9 protein-coding genes and 1 tRNA gene are annotated in these 12694 nt (G+C 65.6%); 4 read left to right on the forward strand and 6 right to left on the reverse strand.

Going from position 1 to position 12694, the window contains the following annotated elements:
- Positions 1 to 10 precede the first annotated feature (10 nt).
- The gene (locus AC6RV7_RS09210) at positions 11 to 2608 is read left to right on the forward strand and encodes a sialate O-acetylesterase (protein WP_500093679.1); all 2598 of its coding nucleotides are present in this window, start codon (positions 11 to 13) and stop codon (positions 2606 to 2608) included.
- A 160-nt stretch (positions 2609 to 2768) separates the two neighbouring features.
- Here the strand turns inward: AC6RV7_RS09210 and AC6RV7_RS09215 are convergent.
- A tRNA-Glu gene (locus AC6RV7_RS09215) sits at positions 2769 to 2843 on the reverse strand.
- Between the two features lie 171 nt (positions 2844 to 3014).
- Between AC6RV7_RS09215 and AC6RV7_RS09220 the strand changes: the two genes are divergently transcribed.
- The 3 genes from AC6RV7_RS09220 to AC6RV7_RS09230 all read left to right on the forward strand — a co-directional run bounded on the left by AC6RV7_RS09220 (position 3015) and on the right by AC6RV7_RS09230 (position 4984).
- Positions 3015 to 3278 carry a hypothetical protein gene (locus tag AC6RV7_RS09220; protein ID WP_500093680.1) on the forward strand — a complete coding sequence of 88 codons (264 nt, stop codon included), beginning with the start codon at positions 3015 to 3017 and terminating at the stop codon, positions 3276 to 3278.
- A gap of 42 nt (positions 3279 to 3320) precedes the next feature.
- On the forward strand, positions 3321 to 3872 hold the full coding sequence (locus AC6RV7_RS09225) for an isochorismatase family protein (protein WP_500093681.1): 552 nt from the start codon (positions 3321 to 3323) through the stop codon (positions 3870 to 3872).
- Between the two features lie 92 nt (positions 3873 to 3964).
- The gene (locus AC6RV7_RS09230) at positions 3965 to 4984 is read left to right on the forward strand and encodes a 3'-5' exoribonuclease YhaM family protein (RefSeq protein ID WP_500093682.1); all 1020 of its coding nucleotides are present in this window, start codon (positions 3965 to 3967) and stop codon (positions 4982 to 4984) included.
- Between the two features lie 33 nt (positions 4985 to 5017).
- Here the strand turns inward: AC6RV7_RS09230 and AC6RV7_RS09235 are convergent, their stop codons facing one another.
- From AC6RV7_RS09235 to rho, 5 genes are all read right to left on the reverse strand, one after another.
- Complete coding sequence (locus AC6RV7_RS09235; protein WP_500093683.1) at positions 5018 to 6274, reverse strand: type II secretion system F family protein; 1257 nt, start codon at positions 6272 to 6274, stop codon at positions 5018 to 5020.
- A gap of 12 nt (positions 6275 to 6286) precedes the next feature.
- Complete coding sequence (locus tag AC6RV7_RS09240) at positions 6287 to 7975, reverse strand: GspE/PulE family protein (RefSeq protein WP_500093684.1); 1689 nt, start codon at positions 7973 to 7975, stop codon at positions 6287 to 6289.
- A gap of 14 nt (positions 7976 to 7989) precedes the next feature.
- Positions 7990 to 9072 (reverse strand): type IV pilus twitching motility protein PilT, encoded by a 1083-nt coding sequence (locus AC6RV7_RS09245; RefSeq protein ID WP_500093685.1) that lies wholly within the window; start codon positions 9070 to 9072, stop codon positions 7990 to 7992.
- Between the two features lie 28 nt (positions 9073 to 9100).
- Positions 9101 to 10672 carry a GspE/PulE family protein gene (locus tag AC6RV7_RS09250; RefSeq protein ID WP_500093686.1) on the reverse strand — a complete coding sequence of 524 codons (1572 nt, stop codon included), beginning with the start codon at positions 10670 to 10672 and terminating at the stop codon, positions 9101 to 9103.
- 86 nt (positions 10673 to 10758) lie between these two features.
- Positions 10759 to 12690 carry a transcription termination factor Rho gene (rho, locus tag AC6RV7_RS09255; RefSeq protein WP_500093687.1) on the reverse strand — a complete coding sequence of 644 codons (1932 nt, stop codon included), beginning with the start codon at positions 12688 to 12690 and terminating at the stop codon, positions 10759 to 10761.
- Between the last annotated feature and the right edge of the window lie 4 nt (positions 12691 to 12694).

The following is a 12694-nucleotide window of genomic DNA, read 5'->3' on the forward strand; positions in this document are numbered from 1 at the left end:
CATTCGGTTCATGCGATACGTTTCGGTTTTGCTTCTGGGCTGCGCGCTCGTGTCTGGCCTGCACGCCGCCGTGCAGCTGGCGGCACCGTTCTCCAATCACATGGTTCTTCAGGCCGGCCGGCCTCTGCCGGTGTGGGGCACGGCCGAAGCCGGCGAGCCGGTCACGGTCGAGTTCGCCGGCCAGCAGCAATCCACGGTCGCGGATGCCGACGGTCGCTGGCGGGTGCGCTTGCCGGCGCTGGATTATGCGCCGGACCACGCTGTGCAGATGCTCGCCGTACGCGGCCGCGATAGCGAGGTGCGCCTGACCGACGTACTGATTGGCGAGGTGTGGCTATGCTCCGGCCAGTCAAACATGCGCTTCACACTCGGCCGCCGGGTCGAGCCGCGCTCGGCCGATGCGCCGCGCCTGTTTCCCGCCGCGCTCGCCGGCTCGGCGAATGAGCGTATCCGGCTGCTGAATATATCCGGCGGCACGCCCGCAGACCGCCGGTGGGCGGTGTGCGGCCCCGAGACCGCCGCGGAATTCAGCGCCATCGGTTATTTTTTCGGCGCAGCCCTCGTGCGGTCGAGGGACGTGCCGGTCGGCCTGATCGATCTCGGGCGTGGCGGCGCTGCGATCCGGGCGTTTCTCCCGCCGGAAGCGTTTGCCGCGCGCCCTGATTTCGATCGTACCTATGCGCCGGAGAAACGTCCTGCCTTCCGTACCGGCGCGGTGTTCGAAAACGATCTGGCCACGCTCGGGCCTATTGGGCTGCGCGGCGTGCTCTGGTATCAGGGCGAGGGTGACGCATCTCGTGCCGCGCTGTATCCCGATCTTTTGCGCACAATGATCGCCGAATGGCGGAGGAGGCTCGAAGCGCCGGAACTGCCGTTCGTCATCGTACAGCTGCCACCGTGGGAGCGCCGCCGAAAAGATCCGCCGCGGACCTCAATCGGGATCACGTGGGCGGAGTTGCGCGAGGCGCAGCGAAAAGTGGTCGAGACCACACCGCACACGGTCCTCGCGGTCATCGCGGATTGCGGCGAACGACTCGACATCCACCCTCGTCGCAAACGCGAGGTGGGCGAGCGACTCGCACAAGTCGCGCGTGCCCGAGTTTATGGAGAGCCGGTTCCGTCGAGCGGGCCCGTGTTGCAGTCGGCCGAGGCGGGCGCCTCGTCCCTTGTGCTCACGTTCACACAGGTTGAAGGCGGGCTGTTCGCGCGGGCCGAGCAGTTGGAGAACTTCGAGATTGCAGGCGACGACGGGCGATTCAGGCCTGCGACGGCCGCGGTCACCGGCTACAATCAAGTGACGGTGACCGTGTCGCCGGGCGCAGGAGCCCGCTACGTGCGCTATGCGTGGCGCGACTATTTCGAGCCCTCGCTCCTGAACGGCGATGGCTGGCCTGCGGCGCCGTTTCGCACAGACGACTTTCCGTTCACCACGGCCAAAGTGGCCGCAACGGCGACGACCAACGGAGCCACCCCCAAAAGCCTCACCGAACTCGCGCGCGAGCAGTTCGCCTTCGCCGCCCGGCAGTACGCCGGTTTGTTGAAACGGGCGGAAGGGGAGCCCGGTCGCGCGCCCTATACATTTAACCAAGGCCGGTTGAAAACGGTCGCTCCGCGCGACTGGACATCGGGCTTTTTCCCGGGCTCGCTCTGGTTGCTTTATGAGCAAACCGGCGATTCGGCGTGGCGGGTAGCGGCGGAAGATTTCACTGCACGTCTCGAAGCAATCAAGGATTACACCGGCAACCACGACCTCGGTTTCATGCTCGGCTGCAGCTATGGGGAAGGGTGGCGCTTAACGCGCAATCCGGCTTATCGCGACGTGCTTGTACAAGGCGCGCGCAGCCTCTCGACGAGGTTTCGGCCCGCGGTCGGTCTCACGCGTTCGTGGGATGTCGGCTCCTGGCGGTATCCGGTGATCATCGACAACATGATGAATCTTGGGCTGCTATGGTTCGCTTACGCGGAGACGGGTGACGAATCGTTTCGGGACCGCGTGCTGAGCCATGCCGATCGGACCTTGGCGAATCACTTTCGCCCCGACGGCAGCAGCTTTCATCTGGTCGACTACGAGCCTGACACCGGCGCAGTCCTGCAGCGGCAGACGGTCCAGGGCTTTGCGGACGCATCGGCTTGGTCGCGCGGGCAGGGCTGGGCGCTCGCAGGCTACGCCGCCGCGGCACGTTGCACCAAGAACAGCGCTTACCTGGTTCAAGCGCAGAAGGTCGCCGACTTCATTCTTCATCATCCACGCCTTCCGGCCGATGGGATTCCGTATTGGGACTTTGACGCGCCCGACATTCCCGCGGCTCCGCGCGACACCGCGGCTGCGGCGGTGATGTCGCTCGGTTTGCTGGATTTGGCCGAGCTACTCGGAGCCGAGGCAGGCGCGCCGTATCGGGCGCTCGCTGAGAAGCAGCTGCGAAGTCTGGCAGGCCGGGAGTATCGCGCGCCGTTGGGTGAGAACGGCAATTTCCTGCTCCTCCATGCCGTCGCGCATTTTCCAAAGCAGCGCGAAGTCGATGTGCCGTTGAACTACGCGGATTATTACTTTCTCAAAAGCTTGTCGCGCGTGCTCGGTGCTGAGGCATCCACGGTCGGTGTCCCTTGAGGACGCAACGCGCATAGTCGTCAGATCGGTCGGACGGGGCCCACGAGCTTAGGTGCGGCCGTTTTCGAGCCAAACGACGACGGATAGTGCACCAGGTTCGAGACCGGGCCGCGCGTAAAACGCAAAAACGCCGCGAAGCGACTCGCGGCGTTCATGAAATTGGCGCCCCCACGGGGAATCGAACCCCGCTTTGAAGATTGAGAATCTCCTGTCCTAACCGATAGACGATGAGGGCGGCGTTGGGACGGATGACGGTCTGGATTTTGTCGCGTGCGTCAAGCGCGGGTTTGCACTGGCGGCGCGGGGGTGGGGCGCACATCGATCCTGACGGTGTCAGCTAACTCCAAAGGCGTTGATGAAGAAATTTTGCAGTGACCCCGCGGTTGCCCCGCGCTAGTCTCTGGCCATGAAACTCGCGTTCCAGCGGCGGGTGTTCGCAGCGTTGTTTGGCGCGATTTTCCTGATCGTCGCCGCCGGGTGCGCGACGCCACAGACGATCGACGGACGGCGCGTCATTGGCACGCGTTGGGTGAACGGCCGGATCGTCTACGTGCTCGAAGGCGACGAGGAGGCGCTGCGGCGCGGCGCGAATGAAGCGACCGAGGCGAGCGAGGGAATCGTGTTCGCGCCGCTGGCGCCCGAGCCTACGAAAAATCCCAAATCGCCATAAGGCAGGATTGGTTCCACGGCGCAGATCGCTACAACACGCGCCATGACGAATCCGAAGGAAGGTCTGGCACTGCTTTGTCTCGATCTGCAACCCGTGTTTCTCGACGTTGTGGCCGAGGGCGAACGTCTGCGGCGCCGCGCCGGACTCGCGATCGGCGGGGCGGCGGGATTGGGAATCCCGGTGCTGTTTACGGAGCAGGTGCCGCACAAACTCGGGGCGACAGAGCCGACGCTGTTGAGCGGCGCGCCCGGAGCCCGCGTGTTTCCCAAGGAAACGTTCTCGGCGATGGCGGACGAGGCGGTGCGAGCCGAATTGAAGGCGCGCGAGGTCGAGCACGTGCTGCTTTGCGGGCTCGAGACGCCGGTGTGCGTTTACCAAACAGCGCTCGACTTGCGGGCTTCGCGACGCGAGGTGACGCTGCTCGCCGACGCAGTGAGCGGACGGCGGCCCGACGATTCGGTGGCCTGCTTGCGCGCGCTCGAGCGCGCTGGCGTGCACGTGCTGCCGACGGAAACGGTTTTCTACGCCCTGCTGCACGATGCACGGCATCCGTTCTTCCGGACCTTCACGCAGCTGGTCAAAACGCAGGCCTGATGTCGGCGCCTGCGCGCGGCGCGCAACCGAGGCTTGTCGGCGTCGCGGCCGGAGGTTCTGCTGAAATGCATCCGGCGCGCGCCGTTCCTCTCATGTCTGAAGAAATCTGCCTCTCCTGCATCCGTGAATTGAAGGCGTTTGGCGCGGCCGCCGGCGCCCGACCGTTCGCCAGCCTGCTGGTGGTCAAGAAGCTGATCGCGAAGACCGCGTCGAACGGCAACACGTTCTTCAGCGCGGAGCTCGGCGATCGCACCGGATCGTGCAATTGCACGATCTTCGGAGACAGCCCCGTGTTCGAAATCCTCAAGCAGGCGGGTGAAGGCGCGGTGATGCGCGTCGAGGGGAAGCTCGACTATTATCAGGGGCGGCTCTCGCCGAAACTGACGCGTGCCACGGCGTTGTCGGAAGCCGAGCTGAGCGCGCCCGGCCTGCTCGACAACCTGGTCGAGAGTGCACCGGAAGATCCGCAAACGATGTGGCGCGAAGTGGAGGCGTTCATCGATGGCATCCAGCAAACGGAGCTGCGTGCGACGGTGCGCGGCGTGTTTGAGGAGGTCGGGGAGGTTTTTCGCTGGGTGCCGGCGGCCGTCTCGATGCACCACGCGTATCGCCACGGTTTGCTGGAGCACACGACGCACATGGCGCGTGCGTGTCAGGCGCTCCTGCCGCTCTACCCGGAGGTCAACGCCGACCTCGCGATGGCCGGCATCCTGCTCCACGATACGGGAAAGACGATCGAGTATGAAGGCACGCTCGCGACGCGGCGCAGCCGGCGCGGCATCCTGCAGGGACATGTCGTGCTCGGCTACCAACTCGCACGCAAGTCGGCCATGAAAGCGAAGCTGTCGCCGGATCTCCTCGAGCGGCTCGAACACATCATCCTCTCGCACCAAGGTGAACCGGAGTGGGGCGCGGCGGTGTATGCGGCGACGCCCGAGGCGGTGTTCGTTTCGATGATCGACAATCTCGACGCGCGCATGGGCATGGTGCAGCGCGCGCTGCGACAGGCGGTCGAGGGCGAGGAGTTTTCCGAACGTCTGCCGGGACTCAGTTCGCCGTTGCTCACGAAACCGTTGCCGGCGGCGCCGGAGGCCGGGGAGACGACCGCGTAGTCGCTTTCTGGATGCGCGGCGGATCCCGTCGCGTCACTGCAGGTGCTGGATGATCGAGACAATCGGCAGAAACAGCGCGATGACGATCGTGCCGACGACGGCGGCGAGAAGAATGATGAGGCACGGCTCGATGATTGAAGTCAGAGCCGCGACCGCCTGATCGACTTCGTCGTCGTAGGCATCGGCGATGCGGCCGAGCATCTCCGGGAGCGCACCGGTTTCTTCGCCGACCTCCACCATGCTGGCCAGCAGCGGCGGGAACACGCCGCTCGCCGCGAGCGGACGCGCGACGCTGTCGCCGGATTTCACGCGTTCTCGCACACGTTCCAGCGGCGCGGAAATGTGGACGTTTCCCGCGGTGTCGCGGGTGATCGCGAGCGCTTCGAGCATCGGCACGCCGCTGGAGAGCAGGGTGCCAAACGTGCGCGTGACGCGAGACACCGCCGACTTGAGCGAGAGATCGCCGATGACCGGCAAGCGCAGCGCCAGCAGATCGAAAACGCGCTCGCCCCGGCCGGTTCGGCGAAAAGCAACCAGCCCCGCGATGCCCCCGGCGGCAACGACGAACGCCAGCAGCGCGTGCTGCTGGAGAAACACGCTGATCGCGAGGACTCCGCGCGTGAGCGCCGGCAGCGGCTGGCCTTTCAGCATGCCGGCGAAGATCTGCTCGAACTGCGGCACAACGAAGACCAGCAACGCGGCGACAATTGCGGTGGCGAGCAGCAGGACGACGATTGGATAGGTGAGGGCGGACTTCACTTTGCCGCGCACGCGTTCGGCTTTCTCCTGAAATTGCGCGACGCGCTCGAGGACGAGCCCGAGCACGCCGCCGGCCTCGCCCGCGCGGACGAGATTGACGTAGAGCCGGTCAAAAATTGCGGGGTGTTGCGCGAACGCGGCGGACAGGTTGCCACCATTGCGAATGGTGGCGGCGAGATCCTCGATCGCGCCGCGAAACAACGGACTTTTTTCCTGCCGGGTCAGCGTCTCGAGCGCGCGGACCAGCGGCAGCCCCGCGCGAAGCAAGGTCGACAACTGGCGCGTGAAATAGGCGACGGATTTTCGGCTGACCGGCCGGCCGAAAACGCGCGGCGCGCGGAAGGCGGTGGATTTGCGGAGGGGGCGGGCGCGAATCGATTGCTCCTCAGTTGCGGACGGGCGTAATTCCAGCGGAGCGAGTCCGCGTGTTTTCAGAGTGCGGGCGGCTGCGTCGGCGCTCGTGCTGGCGAGCGAGCCCGTGCGTTCGCGTCCCGTGGCGGCGTCGATCGCTTTATAATGAAACGTCGGCATCGGGGAGGGGCTTCAAGTGTGGCGAAGCACTTCGCTCAGGGTGGTCGCGCCGGCGAGCGCCGCGCGCACGCCCTCCTCGCGGAGGGTGCGGAGTCCGCGGCGTTTCGCCGCCTCGCGCAAGGGCGGCAGCGGCGCACCGGCGCCGATCAACTCCCGCATTTCCTCGGTGATTTCCAGCCATTCGAACAGCCCGAGCCGGCCGCGGTAGCCTGTATTCGCACAACGGTGACAACCGACCGCTTCGAAAAACGTCGCCGTCGCGTCCGGCGGAAGTCCGATCTCCTCGCGCAACGAATCCGATGGCGTGTGCGGCCGGCGGCAATCGGGACAGAGCCGGCGCACGAGCCGTTGGGCGAGTACGGCTTCGAGCGTCGAGGCGATGAGGAACGGCTCCACGCCCATGTCGATCAACCGTGTCACCGCGCTCGTGGCGTCGTTGGTGTGCAGCGTCGTCAGCACCAAGTGGCCGGTGAGCGAGGCCTGAACCGCGATCTGCGCGGTTTCGAGATCGCGGATTTCGCCGACCATGATCACGTCCGGATCCTGCCGGAGAAACGCGCGCAGCGCGGAGGCGAAGGTGAGGCCGGCGATCGGGTTGACCGGCACCTGCATGATGCCGTCGATCTCGTATTCGACTGGATCCTCGACGGTGAGGATTTTCGTGTCGGACGCGTTGATGAGTTGGAGCACGCTGTAAAGCGTGGTGGTTTTGCCCGAGCCGGTGGGGCCGGTGACGACCACGATGCCGTGCGGATTGAGGGCGACGCGGCCCACGCCGGCGTGAACGTCGGCCGGCAAACCGAGACGGCCGAGATCCAGCTGCAGCGCCGCGCGGTCGAGCACCCGCAGCACGACGCTTTCGCCAAATTGCGTGGGAAGCGTCGAGACGCGGAGATCGACGGGATGACCGTTGACGGCCACGCGGAGGCGTCCGTCCTGGGGCAGACGACGCTCGGCGATGTCGAGCCCGGCGAGCACTTTCAAACGCGACGTAATCGGCAGCGCGAGGTGGCGCGGCGGCGGTGTCAGTTCGTGCAGCGCGCCGTCGACGCGGTAGCGGATCTTGAACTCGCGTTCAAACGGCTCGAAGTGCACATCGCTCGCGTGCGCTCGCACCGCCTGGCTCAACACCCAATCGACGAAGCGCACGATCGGCGTGCGGCGAGCGAGTGCTTCGAGTTCGCGGGCGGAGAGCGCCGCCGGCTCACCGGAGAATTTTGCGTCGGGCCCGAGTTCTGCGAGCACCTCGTCGAGCGTCGCCTCGGCGGGTCCATAATGCGTCGCAATCAAGCGGTCGATTTCGGCGGCATCGGCGAGCACGAGACGAATCTCACGACCGAGGACAAACGCGAGATCGTCGACCACGCGGCGGTCGAAAGGATCGCTCACGAGCAAATCGATCGTTTGGCCATTCGCACGGGACGGAATCGCGTGGTAGGTGCGGGCCTGTTGCGCGGTGAGGAGTGCGATTAGGTCTTCGGGGAGCCGGTCGGGCAGATCCGTCGCGCAACGACACCCCGCCGATTCGGCGACCAGGGCGAGGAGTTGCGCTTGGTCGACGAGGCCGCCGTCGATCGCGAGCGCGGCGAGAGGTTTGCCGGTCGCCACGTGCTCGGCCTGCAGCGCGTCCAATTCCTCGGCGGACGCGAGGCGTCGGTTGCGCAGGAGTTCGTAAACCGTGGGGCTGTGGTTTGCGAACATGGGAGCGCGGACGGCTAGAGGTCGCGGAGCTTCGCGCCCATCGCGACGAGCTTTTCGCGCATGACGACGGAGTCCTGCGCCTTTTCGACCGCCTCGTCGGGCGTGATGAGTTCGCGGTTCACGAGGCTCATGAGATGAGTATCCATCGTGATCATACCGAGATTCGCACCGGTCTGGATGTCCGACGGGATGCGGAAGGTTTTGTTCTCGCGAATGAGCGACGCGATCGAGGTCGTCGTCACCATGATCTCGTAACCGGCGATGCGGCCGCCGCCGACCTTCTTGCAGAGCACCTGGGAAATCACCGCCTGGACGGACGACGCGAGCTGCGTGCGGATCATGTCCTTCATGTTGGCAGGAAACGCATCGACGATGCGGTCGATGGTTTTAGCGGCGCTGTTGGTGTGCAGCGTGCCGAACACGAGGTGACCGGTTTCGGCGGCGCTGATCGCGGCTTCGATGGTTTCGAGGTCGCGCATTTCGCCGACGAGGATGATGTCCGGATCCTGGCGCAGCGCGCGGCGGATCGCCTCGGCAAAACTGGGAACGTCGGAACCGATTTCCCGCTGCGTGACCACACAGCGTTTGTGCGGGTGGTAATATTCGATCGGGTCTTCGATGGTGATGATGTGGCCGTCGCGGTTCTCGTTGATGTAATTGATCATCGAGGCGAGCGTGGTCGACTTGCCCGAGCCGGTCGGGCCCGTGACGAGGATGAGGCCGCGCGGACGGTAGAGGAGCTCGCGAATCTTGTCGGGCAGGCCAATGTCCCGCAGCCCAAACATCTTGTAGGGGATCTGGCGGAGCACCATGCCGTAGTTGCCTTTGGCCTTGAGCACGGAGACGCGGAAACGGGCCTTCTCGCCGAACGCGAAGCCGAAGTCGGCGCCGCCGTTGAGCTTCACGGCGCTGATGTGGCTGTCGGGCGTGATCGAGAGCATGAGCTTCTCGGTGTCGGCTGAGGTGAGATTCGGTCCCTCGATCGGCGTCATGCTGCCGCTCAGACGAAGCGTCGGCGGTTGCCCGACCTGAAGATGGAGATCCGAGGCGTTTTGCTCGACGACGAGATCGAGCAGTTCGTTCATTTCGTAACTCATGGCTGGAAAGGGCGAAGCAGGGCTGAACTCAGCGCGGATCGCCGGCGGTGATCGAGACGACTTCGTCGAGGGTGGTCAAACCAGCGCTGGCTTTGCACGCGCCGTCTTCGCGCAACGTGCGCAGGCCGGACGCGCGCGCGCGGGTGCGGATCTCCGATAAACGGGCGCCGTCGTGAATCGTGCGTTGCATCGGCTCGTCGCACATGAGCAATTCGAAAAGCCCGAGCCGTCCGCGATATCCGCTGCGTTGGCACGAAACGCAACCGACACCGCGTGCGAACGCCGGCGGTTCGTGGCGCGCGGGGATCGGTCCGAGCGCGTGCAGTTCGTGCGCGGCGGGCGTGAACGGACGCCGACACTTTTCACAGATTTTTCGGACGAGCCGCTGCGCGAGAACGGCCCGCAGCGACGCGGAAATGAGAAAGCGTTTCACGCCCAGATCGACGAGGCGCGTGACAGCGCCGGCGGCGTCGTTGGTGTGGAGCGTGGAGAACACCAGATGGCCCGTGAGTGATGCGTTGAGCGCGATCTCGGCGGTTTCGCGGTCGCGAATTTCGCCGAGCATGATGACGTTCGGTGCCTGGCGCAGCATGGCGCGCAAAGCGGCTGCGAACGTCATCCCGAGCTCGGGCCGCACGGGCACCTGGTTGATGCCGGTGAGCTGGTATTCGACGGGATCCTCGACGGTGATGATCTTGCGATCCGCGCGGTTGAGGTGGTGCAGGCAACTGTAGAGCGTGGTCGTCTTGCCCGAGCCGGTGGGACCGGTGACGAGCACGAGGCCGGCCGGCGATGAGATGACGCGTTCGAAGGCGGCGCGATCGTCAGGCCAGAAGCCGAGTTCGGGCAGGCCGAGTTGCAGGCCTTGCTGGTCGAGGATGCGCATCACGATGCTTTCGCCGTGCGTGGTCGGCAGCGACGAGACGCGGAGATCGAGCGCGCGGCCATCGAGCGCGATCTGGATGCGCCCGTCCTGGGGGATGCGTTTCTCGGCGATGGAAATATCGGCCATGATCTTCACGCGCGAGACGAGCGCGAGATGGAGCCGGCGCGGCTGGTCCTCGACTTCGACGAGGGCGCCGTCGATTCGATAGCGAACGCGGAAGCGACGTTCGAGCGGTTCGAGATGAATGTCGGATGCGCGCTGGCGCACGGCGGCGACGATCAGCGCGTGAACGCGCTGGATGACGGAGGCGTCGGATAACGCCTCCGCGGGAGTGTCGATCGTTGCGGGCGGCGGAGCGGCGCTCGTGTTTTCCGGATTGGCGGCGACGAGCTCCGCGAGACCGTAGCAGCGATCGATGGCGCGGAGAATCTCCGCGCGCGGCGCGAGCGCGATTTCGATGCGTCGACCGCAGCGGTGCGCGAGGACGTCGGGCGCGTGGACGTTGAGCGGATCGGCGAGTGCGATCTGCAGACGGTGCGCATCGACGTGCAGCGGCAGCAGCGCCTGGTCGCGCGCGAATTCCGGCGGCACGAGCGCGAGTGCGTCGGCCGACACGTCGAGCGACGACAGGTCGGCGATCGGCAGGGCAAACTCCTCGGCGAGGGAAGCGAGCGGAGCGGACTCGGAAAGGGAATCTTCGGCGTGGGGTAACACGAAGCGGACGCGCGAAGTATCGCGACGTCCGCTTCAAGATCAATCCTGCAAGTGGACGGCGTTTGAGGGGCGCCGCTCGGGACACTTCAGGTGCGGCTGAGTCCGAGGAGGAATTCGGCGTTCGATTTCGTTTTCCGGAGACGCGTGATGAGCATCTCCATCGACTCGATCGGGCCGAGTCCCTGCATCGCGCGGCGGAGTCCGTAGATGCGCTGCAGTTCTTCAGGATGGTAGATGAGCTCTTCCTTGCGTGTGCCGGAACGGTCGATGTTGATCGCCGGGAAAATCCGGCGCTCGACGAGACCGCGGTCGAGGTGCACCTCGCAATTACCGGTGCCTTTGAACTCCTCGAAGATGATTTCGTCCATGCGGCTGCCGGTGTCGATCAGCGCGCTGGCGATGATCGTGAGGCTGCCGCCGCCCTCGATGTTGCGGGCGGAGCCGAAGAAGCGCTTCGGTTTCTGGAGCGCGTTGGATTCGAGACCGCCGGACATCGTCTTGCCGCCGGTGGTGAGCGCGTTGTAGGCGCGGGCCAGGCGGGTGATCGAGTCGAGGAGGATGACGACGTGTTCGCCGAGCTCGACGCGACGGCGGGCGTTTTCGATCACCATCTCGGCGCAGTGAACGTGGCTCTCGGGCGTTTCGTCGAAGGTGGAAGAAACGACCTCGCCCTTCGTGTGGCGGCGGAAATCGGTGACTTCTTCGGGACGCTCGTCGATCAGCAGCAGAATCAGCTTCGCGTGCGGGCTGTTCGCCGTGATCGAGTTGGCGATGTTCTGGAGGAGGACGGTCTTGCCGGTGCGCGGCGGGGCGACGATCAGCGCGCGCTGGCCGAAGCCGATGGGCGTGAGGATGTCGATCGCGCGCATCGAGACGTCCTTCTGCGTTTCCTCGGATTCGAGCAGGATGCGCTGCAGCGGATAATAAGGAACGAGCTCCTCGAATGGTGTGATCTTCGAGATGTCGGCAGGCGGCATGCCCATGACCGACTCGACGCGCAGGACCGACGGGCAGCGTTCGCCCGGTTGCGGCGTTTGCAGCAGGACTTCGACCTGGTGGCCGCGCTTTAGACCGTGGAGTTTGACCAGACTTTCCGGCAGGTAAGGATCTTCCGGATACAAGCGGTAGTTCACGTGGTCGTGCACGATGAACGAGCCGCGGTCGGTGACGTCGATGTAGCCGCGATCCTTGAGCGGACGCTTCCGCTCGGCGACGTGTGCGAAGATCGCGGTGAGCAGCTGCTTCTTGTTGGGCACGCCCTCGAACGAGGCGCCGAGCTGGCGGGCGTAAGCGGTGAGGTCGCCGAGATTCTTGGCGTAAACCTCGTTGAGGTAAATGGGCTCGCCGCCGCCGGAGGAGACCTCGTTGGCGGTGTTTTCGAGCGCGGCGAGATCCTCGAAACGCGACGGGTTGGGGAGCTCGCCGGCGACCGGCGCGTTGCTGGGTGGGGGCGGTTGCGGCGGATGCTGTTCGCGACCCTGACCGCCTTGCTGCCAGGGACCGCCGCCGTGGCGGCCGCGTTTACGCTTGTTGCGTTTCCAGAAATCGCGACCGCCGCCGCGTTCCTGCCATTCTCCCTGCGGCTGTTGGTGCTGCTGGTGGTGCTGGCCACTGCTGGGGCGGGAGGCTTCCTGAGCGGGAGCGGACGAGGCGGCGGGCGCCTCGGGGGCGGGCGGGGTGTCGCCACCAGCCGCGGGTGTCTCAAGATTTACACTACGCGCCGGCGCCGCATCGGGTTCGCGTTCGGCGCGTTCCGGTCGTTCTGCGCGTTGGGGATGCTCCTCGCGCTCTGTGCGTTCCTCGCGGCGGGGCGGCTCGACTGCGGGCGGCGGAGCGGCGGGCTCAGGCGCGGGAGCGAGCTCCAGTTGCGCGGAGGAGGCTTCGGCCTTGGCGGCCTTCGCGGATTTGGTGCGCGTCGACGGGGCGCGCGTGGTGCGGCGCCGGACGGGCTTTTTCTTGCCGGTGGATTCGGCGCCGGCGTCAGCCGGAGAGGGGTCTTCGTCGTTTTTCGAAGGCATTGCG

The sequence above is a fragment of the Opitutus sp. sgz309028 genome (assembly GCF_059821195.1).

Coding starts and splice junctions, on each gene's coding strand:
- AC6RV7_RS09210 (WP_500093679.1), top strand. CDS start 11: ATGCGATACGTTTCGGTTTTGCTTCTGGGCTGCGCGCTCGTGTCTGGC.
- AC6RV7_RS09220 (WP_500093680.1), top strand. CDS start 3,015: ATGAAACTCGCGTTCCAGCGGCGGGTGTTCGCAGCGTTGTTTGGCGCG.
- AC6RV7_RS09225 (WP_500093681.1), top strand. CDS start 3,321: ATGACGAATCCGAAGGAAGGTCTGGCACTGCTTTGTCTCGATCTGCAA.
- AC6RV7_RS09230 (WP_500093682.1), top strand. CDS start 3,965: ATGTCTGAAGAAATCTGCCTCTCCTGCATCCGTGAATTGAAGGCGTTT.
- AC6RV7_RS09235 (WP_500093683.1), bottom strand. CDS start 6,274: ATGCCGACGTTTCATTATAAAGCGATCGACGCCGCCACGGGACGCGAA.
- AC6RV7_RS09240 (WP_500093684.1), bottom strand. CDS start 7,975: ATGTTCGCAAACCACAGCCCCACGGTTTACGAACTCCTGCGCAACCGA.
- AC6RV7_RS09245 (WP_500093685.1), bottom strand. CDS start 9,072: ATGAGTTACGAAATGAACGAACTGCTCGATCTCGTCGTCGAGCAAAAC.
- rho (WP_500093687.1), bottom strand. CDS start 12,690: ATGCCTTCGAAAAACGACGAAGACCCCTCTCCGGCTGACGCCGGCGCC.